We start from the raw sequence: 20376 nt of genomic DNA on the forward strand, positions 1-20376 counted from the left end.
TTCTCCTCCGACTAAATTTAAGCAAAACTACTTTGTTTTATTCGCGTCGTGAAAGCTTTTAGCCTCGCTCTCGCTAAGCTTTTTGGCCGCATCGGCAAGCTCGCCGGGCTTTAAAACCTTTAGTAGTTCGGCTTCAAAAATCACCACAGAACCCGCAGGAATTCTATCTACGTCCACGTTGCCGTAGGCTAAATTACTAGGGATTGTAAATTTATATTTCGAGCCCGTATTCATCAAAAGCAACCCCTCGCGCAATCCGTCGATTAAGCCTATCATAGAAAGATGCGCCGGAATTTTAGACGCGAAAGTATCGTCAAATACGCTACCGTTCGTCAAATACGCCTTGTAGTTCATCACTACTACGCTCTCAGGCTTTGGCTTTTCGCCCATACCTAGCTTTAAAATTTCATATTGAAGACCGGATTTTGTGGTTTTAACGTCCGGATTTTTGGCATTTTTCGCCATAAATTCCTTGCCCGCTTTTAAATTTTTATCAAGCTCCGCTTTGGAATTTGTTTCTACGATCTTATTTAGCTTATCGGCTCTTTGATTCAAAAGCGCAATAATTTCCTCATCTTTTAGCTTCTGCTGCTTTTTAAGAGCGTCCAAAAACCCCTCTATCACCGCATCTAAGTCATATTTGACGCCTAATGCGGCTTGTGAATGCAGCTGGTTTGAAACATAGCTTCCGGTAGAAGCTCCGATGCTATAAGATTCTTTTTGTTCTTGCGTAGTTAAATTCGCGCCCAACGCGCAGCTTGCCAAAACGATAGGCAAGAAAATTTTTAGTCTTTTTTGCATACATTTGCCTTTTAAATTTCGGGGCCGCGAACTTACGCGACCCCGAAAGAATTATAAATTATTATTTAGAATTCTTTGAGCCTCTTTGATATACTCTTTAGCAGCCTCTAGCCTTTGCTTAGTATATTTAAAGCCATGCATTCCCCATGAGCCGTCTTTTTCGATAAGATCGACGGTGTCTTGAGCTTTTTCTATTAGCTCGTAAACGCGAGTTTTGTCGCTGGAGTTAAGCTTTTTAGTCTCAAGGATAGAGTAAATTCCTTGAATACCGATCTTAACTTGCGAGAAGTCGCTCTTAATCGGAGTTTGCCAGCCCATAACCTCATCGTAAACCTGCTTTTGGTTCTTGAAGTGAAGCGTCTCTTTTAGCTCGGAGACGACTGGACTATGGCAGCCTTTGGTATCTTGCATATCTTTATCTGCCCAAGACGTTCGTGCGCACGACCACATAAGATCGACGAAATTTCGTCCCTCTTTATTTCTTTGGAAGTGCCAATCTTTTGCATCTCTTGGACCTTTAGCGGCATCGCCTGCGACTAGAGATTTTCTAGCAGGATCGATGTCGATCTTCCAGATGTGCGATCTTCTTTGAGTATCGAATCCCGCGTTGTCTTGGAACTGAATAGCGTAGAAGTTCTCGCAGCTCATCATAAACGGCATGTGGCAAGATGCGCAGGTATTGTCTTTATGCGTATCGGCTCTTGCGGCGATGTAGGCTTGCTCTTGGTGGCAGTCTTTGCACTCTTTTGTGATCTTAGGCTTTGTATAAAACGCGCTTAAATAGCCTTGCTCGGAGTTATAATTTACGCCCTTGACGGTTTTATCGCCAACTACCGGTCCAGTATTATCGTGCGGATCGTGACAGGTTACGCAGCGCATACCCTTTTCGTAGTGAGCGGTGAAGTAGGACTGAGAGCCTTCAGAGCCACATCCTGGTCCCATAGATTTAAATTTAGAGCTAAGAGATAGATCGGGATTTCCGTTGTTTAGCGGATTAGCACGAGCTAAATCAGGGCTATAGTTAAATCTTTGGTGGCAGCGTTCGCAGTTTGAGGTTCTAAAATTTGTAGCGCCGTCAAGGTGACCGCCCGCTCCATGGCACTCTTCACAGGTGATACCTTTGGAGATAGTGTGCTTTTGAAGCTCTTTTGCATTACCCAAAGCAGCATAGAATTCTTTTTTAGTTTTAAAGTCGAATTTGAATGGGTGGCAGACTTCACAATACGAGCTGTTTGCTTGGAAAAACATCGATTTTTTATATTTCGCAGCATACGACGCAAGACCTCTTACGTAACCGCCGTTATCGCCATAATCGGCTAGAGTTTCCGGGAATTCCGGAACGATCTTTTTAATCTTTTTGACCGTCTCATCGTCTAAATTTAACGCCCAAGTCCTTTGGAATTGGTTGCCGCCGGCTACGATTTGACCGGTACCATCTCTTAGCAAGCCGCCCTCTACGTGATAGGTTCCGCGTAGAAGCCACGCATCTACGTAGCCAAATTTTGTCCTTAGATGCCCCACGGTCGCATAAATTACGTCAGGGGTAATACCTTTTGGAAGGATCGACGCCGTATCCGGGCTAAATACAGGATCGGTTAGGTTGTTATTAACCTCCGGGTGCTCGCCCGGGAAGCGGATAGTAGTGGCGTGGCGCGATCTGCTCCATGTCTCATACTGCGCAGGGTGGCACTCGCCGCATTTTTCAGGACCTATGAATTTATTCGGAAATTGCAAAGAAGAGCCCGCAGGGATTCTATACATCATAGAGCTATAGCCCTTGCCGTCGTCTCTTTTACTCGCCTTTGAAAAGTCAAATCCATGACCTTCCGCAAGCCACTCCAAACCTCGGTCGTGTACATCCATCTTACCGACCGTCTTACCGCCGTATTTGGTAAAAATCGGGTGATTTTTAAATAGCCAGTCATACATCTCTCGCTCTTCTACGACGTAGTCCTGCAAGGATATGACGCCTCTGCTTTGCAACGTGCCCTTAGGATTTGCGATGACGTCGCGCGATTTTTGCGACATTTCCATCTCATGCCCCATGCCTTCGTCGGCACAGGCTCCTGCGGCAAAAATGCTAATACAGGCGAGCGCGCCTAGTAGCATCTTATTCCATTTTTTCATGGCTCCTCCTTTGAAAATCAAATTTTTAAATTAGCAAAGTTTTACGATTGAAATAATACCAACAAAAAAGGGTGAAAAAGGGAGAAATTTAATAAAGTCTAAATTTAACGAAAAGATATCGTAAATATCGCGCCTTCGTCGGAATTCGCAGCGCTTATGCTCCCTCCATTTTTTTCGATTATCATCTTGCTCATATATAGCCCTAGCCCGCTGCCCTGCTGCTTTGTAGTAAAGTGCGGCTCAAAAATTTTATCTAGCTGCGCTTCATCGATGCGGCTTGCGTTATTTTCGATCGTGATTACCCGCTCGCCCTGTTTTAAAAACGAGCGAATTTTAATCTCGCGCCGTTTAAGCGGTACGTCCAAAAACGCCTCCTTTGCGTTATTTATGATATTTATGATCACCTGGATTAGCTCGTTTACGTTGCCGTAAAGGGTGAAATTTTCCTCTATCCGCACGCTTATATCGATGACGTGTTTTTTAAGCGAGGCGTTTAAAATTTTACGCGCCTGCTCGATCGCTTCGCCGGCGCTGAATTCCCTCTTCGGCATGTTCGGGTTGAAGAAATTTTTAAAATCCTCGATCGTATCGCTCATAAATTTCACCTGCTCGCCCGCGTCTTTTATACCGCCTTCGAGCCTCTCTTTTGAGAGCTTGCCTCGCTCGTTGTAAAGCTCTAAATTTATAAGCGTGGAGCTGATCTGCGATAGCGGCTGGCGCCACTGGTGCGAGATATTGCCGATCATCTCGCCCATTAGCGCGAGGCGGCTTTGATTTATCAGTAAAAGCTGAGTCTGCATCTTTAAGGTCTCGTTTTTTTTGTGAATTTTATAGATACAAAATATGCAGATCAAAAACACTGCAAGCAAGCTTAGGCCGCTAACGACAAACTCTTTGGTGTGATAGAGCAGAATGCTTTTTATCGGAATTTTAAAGCTTATCATCGCGATCGTATCGCCTAGACCGCCTTTGAAATTCCCTACATCGCCGTAGAGCTCTTGCATCTTTTTAGGTGCTGCGTTGATGCTGTGGCACTCAGTGCACGAAGGCTGGGAGTTTGTTATCGGCAGGCTCAAAAGATACGAGGCGCCACCTTTATCATAGATGACTCTGGAGTATTCTTTATATTTGTTTTCTTTAAAGCCCTCTAAAATTTCATTCTCAAACTCGCTTCCTTCGTGCTCGGGATTGAGCGGATCGGTAGCGACGAGCTTGTAGTCGTAGTTGATGTTTTCTTTAGCGAGCTGAATTTTATAAATTTCGCGCGTTATGTAGGTCGAGGACATCAGCCTCGGATCGAAAAAATCCTCACTCAGAAGCTTTTTTTCTTTAAGTTCGTTTATTAGCGGGCGCTGCACGGTCGAGACGTAATCGCGCACCGCATTCATCGTATCTAGGATATAAAACGCCTCGCGCCTCGTGTCCTTTAGCGCGAGCTCGCGGTAGAAGTTAAAAACCAACGCCGTAATTACGATATATAGCAGCACGAAAACCGCTACGATAAATTTAAATTTATACTTCAAAGAGATACCCCACCGCATATAAATTTTTGATCACGTCCTTGCCGATCTTGCGGCGTAGCTCTTTGACGATCGCCTTGATCGCCTCCTTGCTGGGCTGCTCGAACTCCCACATATAGTCGAATAGCTGCTCGTAGGTTATAGTTTGATTTTTGCGCGCTAAGAAGTACTCCAAAAGCTTGCTCTCGCTTTTGGAAAGATGACAGGCGCTGTCTTTGACGTAGATGATCTTTTTGGCAAAATCATACTTCAGCTCACTGCTTATGCTAAATATCGGCGCGTGATTTATCAGCTCCGCTGCGACGTCTTGCAGTGCCTTTATAAAGGCATTTTTGTCGTACGGCTTAGGCAGATATCTAGTGATCTTAAGCTCCACCGCCCGCCACAGATACTCCTGCTCGGTGTGGCTCGAAAGTATCACGATCGGCACTGAGATACCAGCAGCACGGATCTTTTTAACGACCTCTAGCCCGTCCATATGCGGCACGCCGATATCAAAAACCAGCGCGTCGTACGAACCGCTCATCGCTTCATCGAGCGCCTCCAGCCCGTCCTTAACCCCCACTACTTCGCCGAAAAACAGCTGTAGCGATTCGGTTATATTTTTTAAAATCCCAGGCTCGTCCTCTAGGCAAAGAACCCTTTTATTGGACAAAACGTCCAATAATTCGTAATCTTGCATACTCTATCCGCCTCCAAGCTTAGCACATTTCATTCTTAATCGTCTCTTAAAATATAACTCGCTTAAATTATATAAATTTAGCATTAAACTAACGTTAAAAAATATACCAAAGCGGTTTGCACGCAAATTTAAACTGAAAACTACCTATGTGCGAGCTTTGCGCCTGCATAAGTCGGCTTAAAAGATCACAAGAACATAAAAGGCGGGGCGATAAGCTTGATATTAAATTTTACCGCCTCGCAGGCGGCATATGAAAGGCGGTAAAATTCTATTTTAGAGGGGCTTACATATGCATTTTGTAGACGAAAGGCAATTAAAACATAAAATCTCAGCTCCGCAGCTCGGCGGAATAGAATTTAAAATTTAGCCCAAGCCGGGCATACTAAAGTTAATGTGAATGCTCCATCTTTGAGTGATCCATGCCGCCATGATCCATGTTCTCCATCGAGCCATGATTCATCATAGAATGATCCATGCCGCTCACACCTGGATCGGTCATTCCAAAAATCATCGCGACGTGTCCTAGCACCAAAAATACAATCAGCGCCAAGAAATGAAATTTAAGCCTAGCTCTAAATTCCGCTCCTTTTGCGATAACTCCGAGCTCCAAAAGTAGCAGCACCAGCGCAGGCAGCGCCGCCGCTACGTATGCCGCCAAAGCTAAGGCGTCCGCAGCACCACGCAAATGAATGACGGGCAAAATTTTAACCGCTACGTAAATGATTAATATCGTAAAATAAGCGCCGAGAATGATGCTAAGGCATTTATTGATTTTTAGTGCCAAAGAGCCCTCCTTCGCGCGGTACAAGCTAAAAAATTCGCTCGCTACTATCGCTTCTGCTAAGCCCATCGGCACCGCCATAAATAAAATCAAATTCCACGGCTGATTTGCCATCAAAAGTTCCATGTAATTCGTCATTGCCATGTTTTCTCCTTATTTTGGTTTAAAGGGCGCAATTCTAGCGGCTTTCGGTAAAAAATTTTAAAACAATAGATAAGATTAAGTGCACCTTTAATCTTATCTTTCCATAAAACGATTTGGGCTGCGTCTTAAAACTCGCTCACAAATATTAAATTTTAATCTCGCCTCGCACGCCGCCTCTTTGTATCTAACGTGAAATTTAGAAAATTTATATTTGCAAAAGCAGATGCTTTAAATTTATCCGAAACGCTTTAAATTCCGTAAAATTTCAGTTTTACAAAGATAGAATTACAAAATTTTTTTAAAAGGATTTAAAATGAAAAACACCCTCTTATTCGCCTGCGCAGCGCTGTTTGTATGCGCTTGCTCCAATCCTGAGCATCCAAAGCCCGGCGTTTCGTATTGCAGCGAGCCTAAAATGGATGAAGCATCGCATCAGATGATTCAAATTTGCGGCGAAAGCGAGGATCCGCAAATCGAAAATATGCAGTGCAACGAAAACGGACTTTGCTTCGGCACCGCAAAAATCAGGTAGCCGAAGCTCCGCAGGCGCTAGCGCTAAATTTAACTATTTTAGAACCGAGCCGAACGCCCGCAAGCGGTCTAAGCCGCACTTTAAAATTTAGCCCGCAATTTAAATTTAACTCCGCTTCACGCGCGCCGATGCATTTTATCTATACTTAATTTTTAACTGCGTCCGCCAATTGATCGAGCTGCTCTTGGCGCGATGAAATTTTAAAATTTCATCGCCAAACATGGCGTGGAATTAGGATTTAAAAGTAAGTGCGGGTCAAATTCATAAGTTTAAAATTTTAAAGCGACATGCAATTTAAAATTTCAGGTCTCTCACATGCTAGCGGTGCGAAATTTTACGCAAGCTCAAAATCCGCGCTAGAAGATTTCGTGCCGCTGCAAAATTTCTAGATCACAACTCCGCTCGGTAGAATTTTTTGGCGGTGCAGATGGAGGCGCAAAATCTGTGCCACGCAACCTTGCACGGATCACACCCGCCCAAATTCCTATGCTGTGCGCCAAGGCTCATAGCCTAATCTCGCTACAAGATCGCTTATGAAATGCGCAGTATCCTTAGTCGCATAGCGTAGCCTTGCTCACTGCGTGGCCGAGGTCCGTAGCTATAGTGCGAAATGGCGTGGAATTCTTTGTTGCGCGGTCGAAGTTCTCAGCCCGCAAAAAGGCGCGGTATCCTCTACCGACGGTGCGAGTTTATAGTCTCTAACTCGCACCTTAAAATTCCGCTTCAAACTCATTACTTAAAATTTCGTCTCAAAAAATCACGTATGAGAAATTCCGCTTTATCTTTACGGCTTAAAATTTCGTACGGATTGCACCGAGCAAAATCTCGTCACTGCGCGACGTAATCTTAAAATTTCAGCGGTGAGCTCGCCGCATATTAAATTCTGCTTCATTATTACGACTTAAATTCTATCACAAGCCCGCAGATTTAAAATTTTACTTCAAACGACGCCGTGAAATTTCTACCCTCCTAGATACATATCTCGCAGTGCCTGCGCCGCTCGCACTTAGCGGCGACGCTATATCCTTGCCGATAGCAACCCTCGCACAGGGCGCCTGCCACAGCCCATAGAAAATAAAGTGCGCCTCTTTCGTAATCGTAGCCTCTAAAAAATTTAAGCGACCGCAAAATTTTAAAATTTAAAAGCAGCCTTCGATTAAGCCGATTTTTATAAATTTGGATTTGCTTTGCAATGCACAATCTGGCGAATAAGGCGCAACTCTAAGTTACGCAGCTAGCTTTACACCAGCTGCTTAAACATTTCGATCTGCTCCTTCGTAAGCTCGATCAAATCATCGTTTGCGTATTTAAGCGATGTCTCCAGGCTTGCGATGAGCTCCTTACGAACGAAGCTCACGCTAAAAAGCGTCGCCCAAAATCGCGCTCCGCTGCCCGTGCTCGGATCTTCCAAGACCGCTCTAATCGCAGCTACCGCAGCAGCATCGTCCGCTGCACCTAGCACCTCGTCCACGAGTGGATATTCACCTGCGCCGTCGCCCTCGTTTAGCGAGCGCAAAAGCGGCTCAAGCGCCTCGTCGCAGGGATTATCACGCAAAAACTCCCGTACCGCACGAAACTCCGCCACGAGCTGATCCGAAAGCTGCGCAGGCATCGGCTGATGAAGTCTCAAAAAGTCTAATGCCGTTTGCTTGTCCATAAAATTCCTTTTAAATGATATGCGCGATTGTAGCTAATTTTGGATTGCAAAGAGATAAATTTACTCTAATTTATCAGCTACTTCCGTCATAAATTCTCAATAATCTTAAATAATTAGATAGTGATTTTGTAGTGGCTTTTAGGGGCGATTTTCGATGGGCTTTGCGCGGATTACAAAATAAAATTCCAAAATTTTATCCAAACAAAAAAGCCCCTGCGAAGTGCAGGGGCTTACAAGCTTGATCTGTTTAGTCCGGCAGAATTTAGCAGACTAAGAAGGATTATTCCTCGATCTTGCCGGTTTTGATGCGGCGCTCGTAGATTTCGCGCATCTCTCTGATGTCATTTTTGACCTCGAATACGCCGTGCCAATGCGAATAATCAGGTCCGCCCATTAGCGCGCCTTGACGCATTCTGCGACCCTCGTGGTGCCATGAAACATAATAGATTCGCTGGAACGCATCCGCCCAAGGATCGTCTTTTAGAAGTTTCTTTTCCTTAAGCTCTTTTAGCATCTTAGTCGCTTCGTCGTTGTAAACGTTATATAGAAGTACCTGCTTATCGCCCACCTCAAAGAAATTATTCGTGTGGGTGCTTGCGTGGCACTCTTTGCAGACTTGCTTCATCTCGGCACGCGCTGCCTCAGGACCGTTTAGGTTACCCGCCAAAGGATTACCAACGTTTAGTTTGCCGGTATTTAAAAACTCGCTTACCGCGGTCTCATTACCGCCGGTGCGTAGATTGCTCTTAGGCTGCCACAAATTCCACTTCAAGCGTTGAGATACGTTGTGAGTGGAGTTTAGATCGCCCACACCGCCGCTAATATGGCAGGTCGCGCATGTAGGGGCGCGGTAGTCAGGAACCGCCCAAGTACCAGGAGCGCTATCGAATTTCCACTCGTTACCTTCAGCGTTAAATACGTGTCCGTGCATTGAGTTATTGTAAATTTCGATATCCGGATGATCAGGTCCTAAGTGGCAAGATGCGCAAGCAGCAGGCTTACGAGCTTCGGCGATCGAAAATTTATGACCCGAGTGGCACGATTTGCATCCGCCTACGCTACCGTCCGGATAAACCGTACCGATGCCGTAAACGGGCCAGGTCTCTTTGGTAGGCTTGTTATGCTCATCCATTTTAACGACGCTACCGTGGCATTGAGAGCAGCCGGTAATATCAGGTGCATGTTTAAGATCAGGGATATCACGTCCTTCGTAGTGATACATTAGATCAACTATTCCTTTGTTGGCTTGCATTTGCATAGCGCCTCTTGCGTGACCGCTGTTTTCAAACTCTTTAACCTCGTTGCTGTGGCATTTGGCACAGGTTTTTGGGCTAACTAGCACCGAAATATGATTGTCTGTGTCTTTCGGATGCGGCTCTTTAGCTGCCATAGGGCTATCTGCTGGCTGCGAGTGGCAGTCGGTACAGCTAACGCCTACGTGAGCGTGACGGCTCATCTTCCAATCCGCAACGACGCCCGGAGTTTTTTCGGCATGGCACTCGACGCAGCGTCTAGCTAGCGGCGTAAGCTGCCTATTTACCTTTAAATTCTTCGTAAGACTAACGTTTACAGAATTGCTTACGTTCGCATCCGACGCGGACATATTCGCATGCTGCGCGGGCATTTCTGCGAATGCAAACGATGCGATACAGGCTATTAAAATAGCGACTTTTTTTAGCATTGCTTCTCCTTTACTTGGTTTTGTTATTTTCTCGGTTGTATTTATCCCAATATTTGGTAATCTCTATACCCATATTTTTGTGGCCGACGTTTTCGTGGCACTGCACGCAGGTTTTGCCGGTAGTGCCCGCGAAATAATCCCTATGCGCGAGCCAGGCTTTATCTACTTGGTTATTCTGCTCTTTTAAATTTCGATGGCAGCTTAGACAGCCGCTTTCATAAACGAAATGATTTCGCTCCTTGCGTTTTTCTTGCCAGTCGATCTTATCGGCATCGGTAAAGACAGTTTTGTAGACATCATTTGCGGAGGTTAGAGCTTTAGTCCAAAGATACATAAAGGTATTTTCATGAGAAACGTGACAGGCGACGCAATCGGCCTTGAAGCATTGCGGGTTATTGCCGCCGTGAACATCGTTGTGAAATGCGTTTGCCATCGGCTGCATCGTATGACAGGATACGCAGAATTTATCGGTGCCCGTAAGGTGAACCATCTCCGCAATCCCAAGAGAAAGTATCATTCCTATAAGCACACAAGCGCCCACGAGCAGCACAAGAGTTTTCTTTTTCATAGGTTTCCTTGATTTTAAAATTTCTTCGCAAAATTTTTAGTATTTGATAATTCGAAAAGTGGTATTTTATTATAAAAAGATTAAAAACCGCTTATTTTCTAGCCTTTTGTTAAAATTTATTAAATGAAGATAAAATTTTAAACTAAATTTTTAGTTTAACGGAATATAATCCATTAAAATTTCAATATGAGGAGAGATCATGAAAACGATCCAAGCGGATGAAATTACCAAAGTAGTCAGCGAGCTTTGCAAAAAAGCCTGTTATCACGTCACGCCAGATATGCGCGCGGCATTTGAGAAAGCACGCGAGAATGAGACTTCGCCTATCGGCAAGGATATCTTAGGCAAGCTCTTACAAAATGCCGATTTGGCGGCGAAAGAGGTCGCGCCGATCTGCCAAGATACCGGTATGACGGTGGTTTTTGTCGAACTCGGTCAGGATGTGCATATCGAGGGCGGATATTTGGAGGATGCTATCAACGCAGGCGTTGCAGACGGATACGTAGGCGGCTATCTGCGCAAATCCGTGGTCGCAGAGCCACTTTTTGAGCGCAAAAACACCACAAACAATACTCCCGCAGTCATCAATACCCGTATCGTCCCCGGCGACAAGCTTAAGATCAAAGTGGCCCCAAAAGGCTTTGGCAGCGAAAACAAATCCGTACTAAAAATGCTCGTTCCCGCAGACGGCATCGAGGGGGTAAAAAAGGTATTTTTAGAGGCGGTTAAATACGCAGGCCCTAACGCTTGCCCTCCTATGGTCGTAGGCGTCGGTATCGGCGGCACGATGGATAAGGCGGCGCTTTTAGCCAAGCAAGCCGCGGTTCGCTCGATCGACAGCAGAAATCCCGACGAGCGCTACGCCAAACTAGAGGATGAACTACTGGAGATGGCGCGCGCTACGGGCGTCGGTCCGCAAGGTTTGGGCGGCATAAACACCGCTGTTAAGGTAAATGTAGAGTGGTATCCGACCCACATAGCGGGGCTTCCGGTCGCCGTTAATATCAACTGCCACGCGGCTCGCCATGCCGACGCTGAACTATAAGGAGGAAATCATGTCAGAAGTTAAAAGAATTACCGCACCTTTCGATAAAAGCGTAGTAAAAAGCCTAAAGGCGGGCGATAACGTCCTAATCAGTGGCACCATCATCGCAGCTCGCGATGCCGCGCACAAGGCTCTAACCGAAACCCTCGCTCGCGGCGAGAAGCTACCCGTAAATTTAGCAGGCGAGACGATATATTATCTGGGACCGACCCCCGCCAAACCGGGTCAGGCTATCGGTGCTGCGGGACCTACGACTAGTGGACGAATGGACAAATACACTCCGACGATGATAAACGAAGTCGGCATCAACGGCATGATCGGCAAGGGCTACCGCTCCGACGCCGTCGTAGAGGCGATGAAAAAATCAGGCTGCGTCTATATGGTCGCTATCGGCGGAGCGGGCGCGCTAATCAGCCAAAGTATCAAAAAATATGAAGTATTGGCCTATCCCGAGCTCGGCCCCGAGGCGGTTGCGCGACTTACCGTAGAGGATTTTCCGGCTATCGTAGCGATCGACAGCGAGGGCAATAACTTCTACGAAGTCGGACAGGCGCCTTATAGAAAAATTTAAATTTGCTAGCGGCGTCCGCGCGGCGCTTTTTGCGGCGCGAGCGTTCGTAAATTTATCGGCGTTCGCTCGGGCGCCCTAAATTTCGCAGCATAATCTGCGGCGTTTGTTTCGCGAAATTTTACGACTCGGCGCAGTGAAATTTTATAGCGAAATTTAAACGCGTTCGTAAAATTTTATCTCCATTTGCGGCATGGAATTTTTAGAATTTCGCGCCGCTTAAATTCCTACAAAAATTCCGTCTTTGTTTCATTTAAACAATCCGCTGCTAAAATTTAACCGAAAATTTATCCAAGTCTAAATTTCAAAATTTTGGCGCCGTTCGTAAGCAAATTTAAAGCCCGCAGGCGTCATAATCCATCTTAAATTTAAAAGGGGCAAAATGGGCGCGAGCGAGCTGGAGAAGATCAGACTGGGGCTTTTGTATAAGGCGAAAAGAAATACGATCTTAGCGGCGGCGTGCATGCTCGGCTACGGCGTGTTTTTGTTATACAAGCTACGCGACGGAGGAGAGATGACAGATTTGTTGCCTCTTATCGGATTATTCGCGGTTGTTCTTATAGTAGCCGTTTTGTGCGATGAAAGCTCCATAAAAGCTAAGATAATCTACGCTGCCTGCCTTTTTGCTATGAGCCTATTTCTAAACGATTTACAAAATCGCCCCACGATTTCCAAATATATCTTACTCGCGATTATAATTTTAATCTTGGCTGCTTCCAGCTTATTCGTATTATTTAGAGTCTTCAAACGAGATTATTCGATAAAATTTCGGCGCGCTTTTAAAGAGCACTATCTAATGCCCTATTTTAAGGCGTTCGGCTATCGATACGATATTGGAGGCAGTATCGATCCCGCCAAACTCAAGCTCTCCGGGCTCTTTTTTCGACTAGACAGATATCTAGGCGGCAACGACAGGGTCTCGGGCGTTTATGACGGCGTGAAGTTCGCATTTTGCGACGTGAGCTTATTTAATAGATTTTCGGAAAGCGAAATCCTCGGCACCTTTTTCTACGCGGAATTTAACAAACGCATAAGCGCCAAAACCCTGATTTTTCCCGCTCATGCCGGCGCGCCGAACACCCGCGGGCTAAAAAAGATCGATATGGACGATGCGGAGTTTAACGCCGCCTTCGCCGTGTATTCCGCGGACGCGACGGGCGCGATGTATATTCTAACGCCAGCCTTTATGCGCAGGCTCTTGCGCTTCGCAGACGCCGTAGCCGCGCCCGTCAGTCTTAGCTTCGCAGATAGCAAAATTTACATTTTCGTAAATACGGGGCGCGACAATTTCGAGCCGGACATCGACGAAAGCGTGCTGCGCCGCGACCCTGCCGCGCAGCTCAAGCGCGAGCTTTCGCACTTTTTAGCGATCGTAAAAAACCTAAAACTAAACGAAAAAATTTGGAGCTAGCAGGCGGCTCGCCGCAGCTTTGCGTGTCACAGCCTCGCGCACTATAGCTTCACACGCCGTGCTGCGACCTCACGCGCCGTAAAATTTGAAATTTTAAAATTCTGCTTTTGAATTTCATGAATTTCGCGCTTTGGAATTTCATGCACCCTAAAATCCCGCGCGTTTTGAAATTTAAAATTTTAATCCACGCTACGGAATTCCGCACCGCAAAATTTAAAATTCTGAAATTAAAATTCCGCGCCTTGAAATTCTACGCTTTTAAATTTGCAGCCCAAAAGCCTTAAAATTTAAAATCCAAATCCGCTCGCTGCAGAATTCTGCGAAATTCCGAAATTTGAAATTCCTTGAAGTTGCAAAATTTCGTGAGGCTGCCGTTTGAAATTCGCCTTTCAAAGCATAAGGCTAAGCAGCAGCAAAAATCCGATGAAGCTTAGGGCGTTGCCGAAGGAGCCGCCGATGTGATCGCCGAGCTGCGTCAGCACGAGCGCGCCGCCTAGACGCAGACCTATTTGTAGCGCCACGCTCGCGATAAAATCTATCACGCGCCGAAGTCCGCTGCGCGTATCGCCGAGCTTCATGCCGCGGCTTTGATTCCAAAGCCCGCTTACGCGGTAGTCTTTGTAGCGGGCGCGGAGAATATCGCCGTTTTGCAGCTCGAAGCTCTGCGAGGCGTCCTTCGCCTTGACGGATGCCGCGGTTTTGGCGGAGCGGGCGGAATTTATAGAATTTGCTGCGTTAGCGGAATCCACAGAGCTTGTGGAATTTGCTGATTTTGCAAAATTCTTGATGCTCGCAGAATTTGTGGAATTTTCTGCGTCTAAATTCTTAAATTTCATGCAATTTTCGCCGTCCGCAAGCTCCACTAAATTTTGATCCGCACGTAGCGCACCGGAGACGATACGCCGCTTGTTGTCGCCCGATAAATATAGCCCGTCCAACGCGAAGCCATAGTAATAAACGTCGCCGCTTTGCAGCACGCGCACGCCGCTAGCATAGCCCTCCGCTTCGCCGCTTCGCTTGGGCTCTTTGGAGTGCGGAAGCGCTGCGAATATGCGTCCAAACTTTGCGGCGCGCCAGTCTCTTCGCATAAACCTAAGCTGCAATACGCAAAAGGCGCGAGGATGAGCAGGGCTAGCAGTCCGGCAGGAGCCCTTGCATCAAAGATAAAGATTATGCAGTAGATGCTCATCGCGGTCAGCGCTACGCCGAAGGCTGCAAATATTGCGGCGAGCGCCGTGCTACCAGCGTCCTTCCAGCGCTGCGCGCCTAGGCTTAGATTAACGAAATCTAGTGGAAGGGCGGAAGCAATGGAGTTTACCGAAGCGCCGTCACGGCTCTCGCGAGTAGAATTTAAAGAGGCGGAGCCGCTTAAATCTTTGCGGATAAAACCTAAAGCGGCGGAGTTTATGCCGCTGCGATCTTTGTCCGATAAATCAGATGCTGTAGAATTTTGACGTACACTTGCCGCGGTATCACTATGTGTGTCGCAGTCTAAATTTGCGGCGGTGGAATTTCCGCTACTTGAAACTTCGCAGCTAGGGCGCTCTGCGGAATTATCGCCGCTTAAATCGGCGTGGCTTAAATCCTCGCGGCAGGAATTTAAGCCCCTCGAAGCCTCACTGCCGAAATTTAAGCCCAAAGCTTCATCTTCATAGATTACCGCCAGCTCGTCGCCCTCGCGTATCGGCAGATAAAGCCCGTCGCGCCTTAAGTCCAAATTTCCCGCAAAGCGCAAGCGCTCCAGCGTAAAGCTAAATTTCGCTATGTCTGCAGCTGCAGGCTCAAGCTTCAAATCCCTAGCCGTGCCGCGAGCAAGCTTGATCTGCCGCGGCGAAAGAAATTTAGCAAAGCCCATGCGTGCCTTTCAGATCTCGCAAAATTTCGCCCCTCTATTTCGCGGCGGATTTTTTGCGGATCTGGATATTGATGAGCTCCACCAGCAGCGAAAACGCCATCGAGAAGTAGATGTAGCCCTTAGGTATGTGAAAGCCCAGCCCGTCGGCGATCAGCGAGACGCCCACTAGGATCAAAAACGCAAGCGCTAAAATTTTGATCGTCGGGTTTGCGTCCACGAAGCGCGCGATCGCGCCGCTAGCGAGCATCATCACGCCCACGGCGATGATCACTGCGAGGATCATCACGGGCAGGTGCTGCGCCATGCCCACGGCGGTGATGACGCTGTCGAGCGAAAAGATGATGTCCAAAACGGCGATCTGCACGAGCGTGCCGCCGAAGCTCGCCTTGCCGCCGCTAGCACTATGCTCGTGTGACTCGCCGGTGGCGCTGGAGTGGATCTCGAGCGTGGATTTGACGAGTAGAAACAATCCGCCGCCGATCAGCACGAGATCGCGCCCGCTAAAATCGCGCGCAAGCACGCTAAATAGCGGCTTGGTAAGCCCCATGATCCAGCTTAGGCTAAGAAGCAGCAGTATGCGCGTGAACATCGCAAGCGCGAGCCCCATTATACGGGCACGCCCGCGCTGCGCCTCGGGCAGGCGGCCGCACAAAATCGCGATAAAGATGATATTGTCGATGCCAAGCACGATCTCAAGCCCCGTGAGCGTCGCCAGGCTGATCCATGCCTCGGGTGAGGCGATCCATTCAAACATCGGTTTCCTTTGGGTGAAATTTAAGCCGTGATGATAGCGAAAGTTTGGTTAAAATTTCTAAATTTTACCGCCTTTGCGCGCGAAACAGCGCGTGGAATTCCGCGTTTGATTTCGCACTAAATTTAAAGTCTCGAATTTTAAAATTTTGAGTTTTGATACGGCGCAAATATGGGCTAAATTTAGCATAGATCGGAATTTTAATTTGTTTAGTGCGGCGTAGCGCGCGTTCATATTCATGCTGCACAAAATTTCACTTTCTAAACTGCTGCGGAGTGAATGCGCGGATAAATTTACGAGCTAAATTTTAAATTTACGGCGCGGGTTTGCTTTAATCAAAATTTTTACTTCTTTAGTCGCAATAAGCGCACTCGCTTTGAAATACGCCCTACTATCCTATTTCCGCTATTTTGTCTTGCAATTTTTCTGATGGACCTTAAGCTTTTTCATCGCCCAGTCATAATGGCTCGAAGCGGCGCTTACGAAGTATGATCCAAGCGTGCTGCCCCCGACCCATTTATATACATCTTTTGAAAACAGCTCTTCGTTTGTAAATGTTTCGGCTAACTCTAAAATATCTTTATGCGATTTATGAAGCATCTTAGTCGCTTCTTCAAGTGAGGTTTTTTGGTGCTTCTTCCAAAGTTCCAAATTCATATCTCCATAAGTTTTCCAGTTATACGGTTCGGGCAAAAACGGTTTTTCTTCTCCCTTTCGATTGGAATTTACCCAATTCAAAACAAGCCTATGCCATTCGTAGAGGTGGATTAAAATATCTTTCAAATTTTTATCTCTTCTCCAATGAGCCTCCTTTTTCTTCTCGTCCTTTGAGAAATCAAACGGCGTATTTAGCTCCTCCTCGCTCATCTTCGAAATGAGTAAATTTAACTTCTCATAGTTTTGCTCGGCGGCAGTCATTAAATCATTTTTTGTAGTCGGTCTTGGCATAGCATTTTACTCCTTTCATTTTTTTAGGTGTTGGAAAAACTCTATCTTCATTTGCGCTTCCACAAAATTCATTATTCTCTGCCATAAGCATAGCACAACATAGACAATATTTAAGATAATCCCCCTCCAAGATATTTGACGCCATTTATCAAGCAAACTTAACTTTTAGACGCGGATTTCTAAATTCTTTTCAGTAAATAAATTCAGCGACTGGCGGCGCAATGCGGATGAGTTAAATTCTGTGCCGAATGCACGCAGAGGGTGCGAGGTCGAAATTTAAGCGAGTGAGCGCGTCCTAAACAGCGCGAAACAAATCGCAGCAAAAGAAATTTCATTAATCAAACAGCGAGGGTTGCAGCGATTTGATCTTGTAGCTTGCGCGGTGAAAAGGCGTGAGCCCGTACCGCTCGATCGCCGCGATGTGCGCGCGCGAGCCGTAGCCTTTGTTTTGCGCGAAGCCGTATTGCGGGTAGCGCTGCGCGAGCTCATTCATCGTGCGGTCGCGCGTGACCTTAGCGAGGATACTCGCCGCGCTTACTTCGGCGATTTGCGCGTCGGCTTTTACGAGCGTCTGAAGCCCGCGTACGCCGAAGGTTGCGTTGCCGTCGTAGATGATCTGTCCGCTAAAATCCGCAAAATACGCAAGAATCTGCTCAAGCGCCGATCTTAGACATGCGCTTAGTCCGATCTCATCGACCTGTGCGCTTGAAATTTCGACGATTTTGTAGCGCGAGTTTTTGATAATCTGGGCGTAGAGCTCCTCGCGGTGCTTTTCGCTTAGTTTTTTACTATCGGCAAGTCCTGCGATCTCGCGCTGCAACACACAGCCCGCGACGCAAAGCGGACCCGCAAGACAGCCGCGCCCCGCCTCGTCAATGCCGCAAATTTGCCCGCTCACTGCGCGTCCTTTCGCACGACGGGTGCGGCCCCGCTTAGCAGGTCGTGTAAATTTAATCTATCTTTGCGAAAAAAGCAGATCAAAAGCCCGATGACGCTAAAGCCTGCAAATACGAAGCACGCAAAGCGCGCTAAGGCTCTAAAGAAGCTTACTTTGCGCCCGCTGCGAACATCGATGAGGTAAAGCCCCGCCAGCTTGTAGCCTGGCGTCTGGGCGCTGCGGGCGTAAAATGCCGCGCAAATCGCGCCGTAAGCAAGCCAGATAAGCGCGATCGCAACTTGGTTGCGCCACAGGGCTTCTTTCGAGCCCAAGACGAGATATGTAACGCCGTAAAATAGAGGCATCGCGATGATGAAAAGATCGACGATGAAGGCCTTTACGCGCAGAAAAATCGGTGAAATTTTAGCTTTTTGTTTTGCCATTTTGATCCGTTTTGGATTAAATTTTAAAATTCCGGCGCGGTAAAGCCGAAGGGTAAAATTTAATCTCGTTGCGGTTTGTTAGCAGCAAATCGGCGCCTAGTTTCCGCGACTACCAGGCTTGATCGCCTTGCTTCCGGTAGCACAAAGCGGGCAGGTCGCGGGCTCGTAAATTTCAAACTCGAAATTGCCTAGCGCAAAAAACGGCTTATCCGCGGGCAGCTTGGCGCCAGCCTTAGCGACGCTGCCCGCTAAATTTGCGACCTTGCAAAATCCGCGATTGGCAAGCGCGGCAAAGCCCACGACCTCGCCGCCGAGGTTTTCGATGAGCCTGGCGCTCTCAAGAGCCGAGCCGCCCGTCGTGATGATGTCCTCGCAGATGATAAATCTCTCGCCCTTATGCACTTCAAAGCCGCGGCGCAGGCTCATTACGCGATCTACGCGCTCGGTAAAGATAAAGCGTTTTTTTGCCGCGCGAGCTAGCTCGTAGCCCGCTAAAATTCCGCCCAGCGCGGGCGAGCAGACGCTGTCAAACTCCACGCCCGCTTTTTCGATGATCGCGGCGAGTTCGTCTGCGAGCCGTCCCGCGAGCCGCGGATCCTCAAGTACTTTGGCACTTTGCAGATAGAATTCCGAATGGTTGCCGCTTGAAAGTAGAAAATGCCCTCGCAAATATGCGCCGCAGTCGCGATAGATTTTTTCTATATTCACAGCTCAAACCTTCAAAAGCTCGGCTTCTTTGGCCTTAACTGCGTCGTCGATCTTGGCGGAGTAAGAGTCGGTGATCTTTTGCACCTCGTCGTAGCCCTTTTTGGCGTCGTCTTCGGAGATCGCTTTGTCTTTTTCGAGCTTTTTGATCTCGTCGTTAGCGTCTTTACGGACGTTGCGAATGCCGATTTTGGCCTTCTCGCCCATTGCTTTTGCTTTTTTAGCGTTTTCTTGGCGTTGCTCGATCGTCATCGGCGGGAAAAATAGTTTTACGCTCTCGCCGTCGTTAGTAGGGTTTACGCCGATATTCGCCGCTGCGATCGCGCTTTCGATCGCCTTTAGCATCGGTTTCTCCCACGGCGTGATCGAAATCGTTACCGCATCGGTCGAAAGGACGGTCGCGACTTGATTCAGCGGAGTTTGCGAGCCGTAATAATCCACGAAAATATGATCCAGGATCGCCACGCTCACCTTGCCGGTGCGTAGCGTCGTAAAGTCCTTTTTCAAAGCCTCGATAGCTCGATCGCCGTTTGCTCTTTGCTCTTTGTAGATAGCTTCTAGCATTCAAATCCTTTAAATAAAATTTGCGGAATTATAGCGTTAAAAAAATAAGAATAGCATTTAAAAGCGCGGATTTTGCGCTTTTAAATTTTAAAATTTAGAGTTTATTTGGTTGTGTTTTGATCTGCGGAAGCAGCGCTAGCATTGGTATCACTTGATGCTTGCGACCGAGCAGGCGCGCTAGCTGCGGCTGTATCGGTAGCAGGAGTTGCGGGTGCTTCGATCTTCGGAGCTGTTGAATTTACCTCGCTGCTATTTACAGGATTTGCTTCGGTGCTTGCCGGAGCGAAATTAGGCTTTGCGCCTGAAGCTGGGATGGATGGCACGCCAGGGACAGCGTTTGGCACGGATTTAGTAGCATTTGCTTCAATCTTTACGCGATCTACGACAGAAGATTTAGCATCTTGCTGATAGAAATACGCAAGCACGAGTGTATTTATCACAAATAGAATTCCCATCGCGGCGGTAAATTTAGCCAAAAATCCCGCTGGACCCTTCGCACCAAATAAGCTTTCGTTGCTTCCGCTGTATGCGCCAAGTCCGATAGAAGAGCTCTTTTGCAGCAGGACGGAGATCGTAATTATCACGGCAAAAACGACTTGTAAAACCAAAAATAACGTAGTCACTATAAAACCTTTTGAAAAAATTGAATTCGCGATTATAATAAAAGATTTATAAATTTTAAGTTAAGAGTGCACCGCACGAAGCGGTGCGTAAAA

Annotated in this window: 21 protein-coding genes; 4 read left to right on the forward strand and 17 right to left on the reverse strand. The window is 47.1% G+C overall.

The genetic code is table 11. The features are described 5' to 3' along the window. Nucleotides 1-27: 27 nt before the first annotated feature. The 5 genes from Q0620_RS05240 to Q0620_RS05260 all read right to left on the reverse strand — a co-directional run bounded on the left by Q0620_RS05240 (nt 28) and on the right by Q0620_RS05260 (nt 6055). Nucleotides 28-801, reverse strand: coding sequence for an FKBP-type peptidyl-prolyl cis-trans isomerase N-terminal domain-containing protein (locus Q0620_RS05240; protein ID WP_005870892.1), 774 nt, complete (start codon nt 799-801; stop codon nt 28-30). A gap of 51 nt (nt 802-852) precedes the next feature. Next, nucleotides 853-2928, reverse strand: coding sequence for a cytochrome C (locus Q0620_RS05245; protein ID WP_298041518.1), 2076 nt, complete (start codon nt 2926-2928; stop codon nt 853-855). A 104-nt stretch (nt 2929-3032) separates the two neighbouring features. Beyond that, nucleotides 3033-4451, reverse strand: a complete 1419-nt coding sequence (locus Q0620_RS05250) for a DUF3365 domain-containing protein (protein WP_298783547.1) — start codon at nt 4449-4451, stop codon at nt 3033-3035. Next, a complete protein-coding gene (locus Q0620_RS05255; protein ID WP_298783548.1) occupies nt 4441-5130 on the reverse strand; it encodes a response regulator transcription factor in 690 nt (229 codons plus the stop codon). Before Q0620_RS05255 ends, Q0620_RS05250 begins: the two co-directional genes overlap by 11 nt. 388 nt (nt 5131-5518) lie before the next feature. Continuing rightward, nucleotides 5519-6055 (reverse strand): DUF6803 family protein, encoded by a 537-nt coding sequence (locus Q0620_RS05260; protein WP_298783550.1) that lies wholly within the window; start codon nt 6053-6055, stop codon nt 5519-5521. 313 nt (nt 6056-6368) lie between these two features. Here Q0620_RS05260 and Q0620_RS05265 point away from each other — a divergent pair, with 313 nt between their 5' ends. After that, nucleotides 6369-6587, forward strand: coding sequence for a hypothetical protein (locus Q0620_RS05265; RefSeq protein ID WP_297962993.1), 219 nt, complete (start codon nt 6369-6371; stop codon nt 6585-6587). 1240 nt (nt 6588-7827) lie between these two features. Here Q0620_RS05265 and Q0620_RS05270 read toward each other — a convergent pair. The 3 genes from Q0620_RS05270 to Q0620_RS05280 form a co-directional block, all read right to left on the reverse strand. Next, on the reverse strand, nt 7828-8244 hold the full coding sequence (locus Q0620_RS05270; protein ID WP_298783552.1) for a hypothetical protein: 417 nt from the start codon (nt 8242-8244) through the stop codon (nt 7828-7830). Nucleotides 8245-8524: 280 nt separating this feature from the next. Beyond that, entirely contained in the window at nt 8525-9925 is a 1401-nt protein-coding gene (locus Q0620_RS05275) for a multiheme c-type cytochrome (protein WP_298783554.1), read from the reverse strand. 10 nt (nt 9926-9935) lie between these two features. Continuing rightward, entirely contained in the window at nt 9936-10493 is a 558-nt protein-coding gene (locus Q0620_RS05280) for a NapC/NirT family cytochrome c (RefSeq protein ID WP_298783556.1), read from the reverse strand. Nucleotides 10494-10692: 199 nt separating this feature from the next. On the opposite strand from Q0620_RS05280, the gene Q0620_RS05285 reads away from it, so the two are divergent. The 3 genes from Q0620_RS05285 (at nt 10693) to Q0620_RS05295 (ending at nt 13517) form a co-directional block, all read left to right on the forward strand. After that, a complete protein-coding gene (locus Q0620_RS05285) occupies nt 10693-11538 on the forward strand; it encodes a fumarate hydratase (protein ID WP_297902263.1) in 846 nt (281 codons plus the stop codon). A 10-nt stretch (nt 11539-11548) separates the two neighbouring features. After that, complete coding sequence (locus Q0620_RS05290; protein ID WP_040303892.1) at nt 11549-12109, forward strand: Fe-S-containing hydro-lyase; 561 nt, start codon at nt 11549-11551, stop codon at nt 12107-12109. A 379-nt stretch (nt 12110-12488) separates the two neighbouring features. Beyond that, nucleotides 12489-13517, forward strand: coding sequence for a DUF3137 domain-containing protein (locus Q0620_RS05295; protein ID WP_298783558.1), 1029 nt, complete (start codon nt 12489-12491; stop codon nt 13515-13517). 389 nt (nt 13518-13906) lie between these two features. Here the strand turns inward: Q0620_RS05295 and Q0620_RS05300 are convergent, their stop codons facing one another. The 9 genes from Q0620_RS05300 to secG all read right to left on the reverse strand — a co-directional run bounded on the left by Q0620_RS05300 (nt 13907) and on the right by secG (nt 20283). After that, on the reverse strand, nt 13907-14455 hold the full coding sequence (locus Q0620_RS05300) for a hypothetical protein (RefSeq protein ID WP_298783560.1): 549 nt from the start codon (nt 14453-14455) through the stop codon (nt 13907-13909). Continuing rightward, a complete protein-coding gene (locus Q0620_RS05305) occupies nt 14380-15372 on the reverse strand; it encodes a hypothetical protein (protein ID WP_298783563.1) in 993 nt (330 codons plus the stop codon). The genes Q0620_RS05300 and Q0620_RS05305 overlap by 76 nt, the downstream gene beginning before the upstream one ends. A gap of 34 nt (nt 15373-15406) precedes the next feature. Continuing rightward, a complete protein-coding gene (locus Q0620_RS05310; protein ID WP_298783565.1) occupies nt 15407-16126 on the reverse strand; it encodes a TerC family protein in 720 nt (239 codons plus the stop codon). A 402-nt stretch (nt 16127-16528) separates the two neighbouring features. Then, entirely contained in the window at nt 16529-17071 is a 543-nt protein-coding gene (locus Q0620_RS05315) for a ClbS/DfsB family four-helix bundle protein (RefSeq protein WP_298783567.1), read from the reverse strand. A gap of 334 nt (nt 17072-17405) precedes the next feature. Further along, nucleotides 17406-17969 (reverse strand): ribonuclease HII, encoded by a 564-nt coding sequence (locus Q0620_RS05320; protein ID WP_298783569.1) that lies wholly within the window; start codon nt 17967-17969, stop codon nt 17406-17408. Further along, nucleotides 17966-18391 (reverse strand): RDD family protein, encoded by a 426-nt coding sequence (locus Q0620_RS05325; RefSeq protein WP_298783570.1) that lies wholly within the window; start codon nt 18389-18391, stop codon nt 17966-17968. The genes Q0620_RS05320 and Q0620_RS05325 overlap by 4 nt, the downstream gene beginning before the upstream one ends. 96 nt (nt 18392-18487) lie before the next feature. Further along, a complete protein-coding gene (gene pyrE, locus Q0620_RS05330) occupies nt 18488-19099 on the reverse strand; it encodes an orotate phosphoribosyltransferase (protein ID WP_298783571.1) in 612 nt (203 codons plus the stop codon). Between the two features lie 3 nt (nt 19100-19102). Beyond that, nucleotides 19103-19660, reverse strand: coding sequence for a ribosome recycling factor (frr, locus tag Q0620_RS05335; RefSeq protein ID WP_295150138.1), 558 nt, complete (start codon nt 19658-19660; stop codon nt 19103-19105). Between the two features lie 101 nt (nt 19661-19761). Further along, entirely contained in the window at nt 19762-20283 is a 522-nt protein-coding gene (gene secG / locus Q0620_RS05340) for a preprotein translocase subunit SecG (protein WP_298783572.1), read from the reverse strand. Between the last annotated feature and the right edge of the window lie 93 nt (nt 20284-20376).

This window comes from uncultured Campylobacter sp. (assembly GCF_938017615.1).
Lineage (GTDB): Bacteria > Campylobacterota > Campylobacteria > Campylobacterales > Campylobacteraceae > Campylobacter_B.

Excerpts from the sequence above, each read along its gene's own strand:
- Q0620_RS05240 (WP_005870892.1), bottom strand. The coding sequence starts at position 801 with ATGCAAAAAAGACTAAAAATTTTCTTGCCTATCGTTTTGGCAAGCTGC.
- Q0620_RS05245 (WP_298041518.1), bottom strand. The coding sequence starts at position 2,928 with ATGAAAAAATGGAATAAGATGCTACTAGGCGCGCTCGCCTGTATTAGC.
- Q0620_RS05255 (WP_298783548.1), bottom strand. The coding sequence starts at position 5,130 with ATGCAAGATTACGAATTATTGGACGTTTTGTCCAATAAAAGGGTTCTT.
- Q0620_RS05260 (WP_298783550.1), bottom strand. The coding sequence starts at position 6,055 with ATGGCAATGACGAATTACATGGAACTTTTGATGGCAAATCAGCCGTGG.
- Q0620_RS05265 (WP_297962993.1), top strand. The coding sequence starts at position 6,369 with ATGAAAAACACCCTCTTATTCGCCTGCGCAGCGCTGTTTGTATGCGCT.
- Q0620_RS05270 (WP_298783552.1), bottom strand. The coding sequence starts at position 8,244 with ATGGACAAGCAAACGGCATTAGACTTTTTGAGACTTCATCAGCCGATG.
- Q0620_RS05275 (WP_298783554.1), bottom strand. The coding sequence starts at position 9,925 with ATGCTAAAAAAAGTCGCTATTTTAATAGCCTGTATCGCATCGTTTGCA.
- Q0620_RS05280 (WP_298783556.1), bottom strand. The coding sequence starts at position 10,493 with ATGAAAAAGAAAACTCTTGTGCTGCTCGTGGGCGCTTGTGTGCTTATA.
- Q0620_RS05285 (WP_297902263.1), top strand. The coding sequence starts at position 10,693 with ATGAAAACGATCCAAGCGGATGAAATTACCAAAGTAGTCAGCGAGCTT.
- Q0620_RS05290 (WP_040303892.1), top strand. The coding sequence starts at position 11,549 with ATGTCAGAAGTTAAAAGAATTACCGCACCTTTCGATAAAAGCGTAGTA.
- Q0620_RS05295 (WP_298783558.1), top strand. The coding sequence starts at position 12,489 with ATGGGCGCGAGCGAGCTGGAGAAGATCAGACTGGGGCTTTTGTATAAG.
- Q0620_RS05305 (WP_298783563.1), bottom strand. The coding sequence starts at position 15,372 with ATGGGCTTTGCTAAATTTCTTTCGCCGCGGCAGATCAAGCTTGCTCGC.
- Q0620_RS05310 (WP_298783565.1), bottom strand. The coding sequence starts at position 16,126 with ATGTTTGAATGGATCGCCTCACCCGAGGCATGGATCAGCCTGGCGACG.
- Q0620_RS05315 (WP_298783567.1), bottom strand. The coding sequence starts at position 17,071 with ATGCCAAGACCGACTACAAAAAATGATTTAATGACTGCCGCCGAGCAA.
- Q0620_RS05325 (WP_298783570.1), bottom strand. The coding sequence starts at position 18,391 with ATGGCAAAACAAAAAGCTAAAATTTCACCGATTTTTCTGCGCGTAAAG.
- frr (WP_295150138.1), bottom strand. The coding sequence starts at position 19,660 with ATGCTAGAAGCTATCTACAAAGAGCAAAGAGCAAACGGCGATCGAGCT.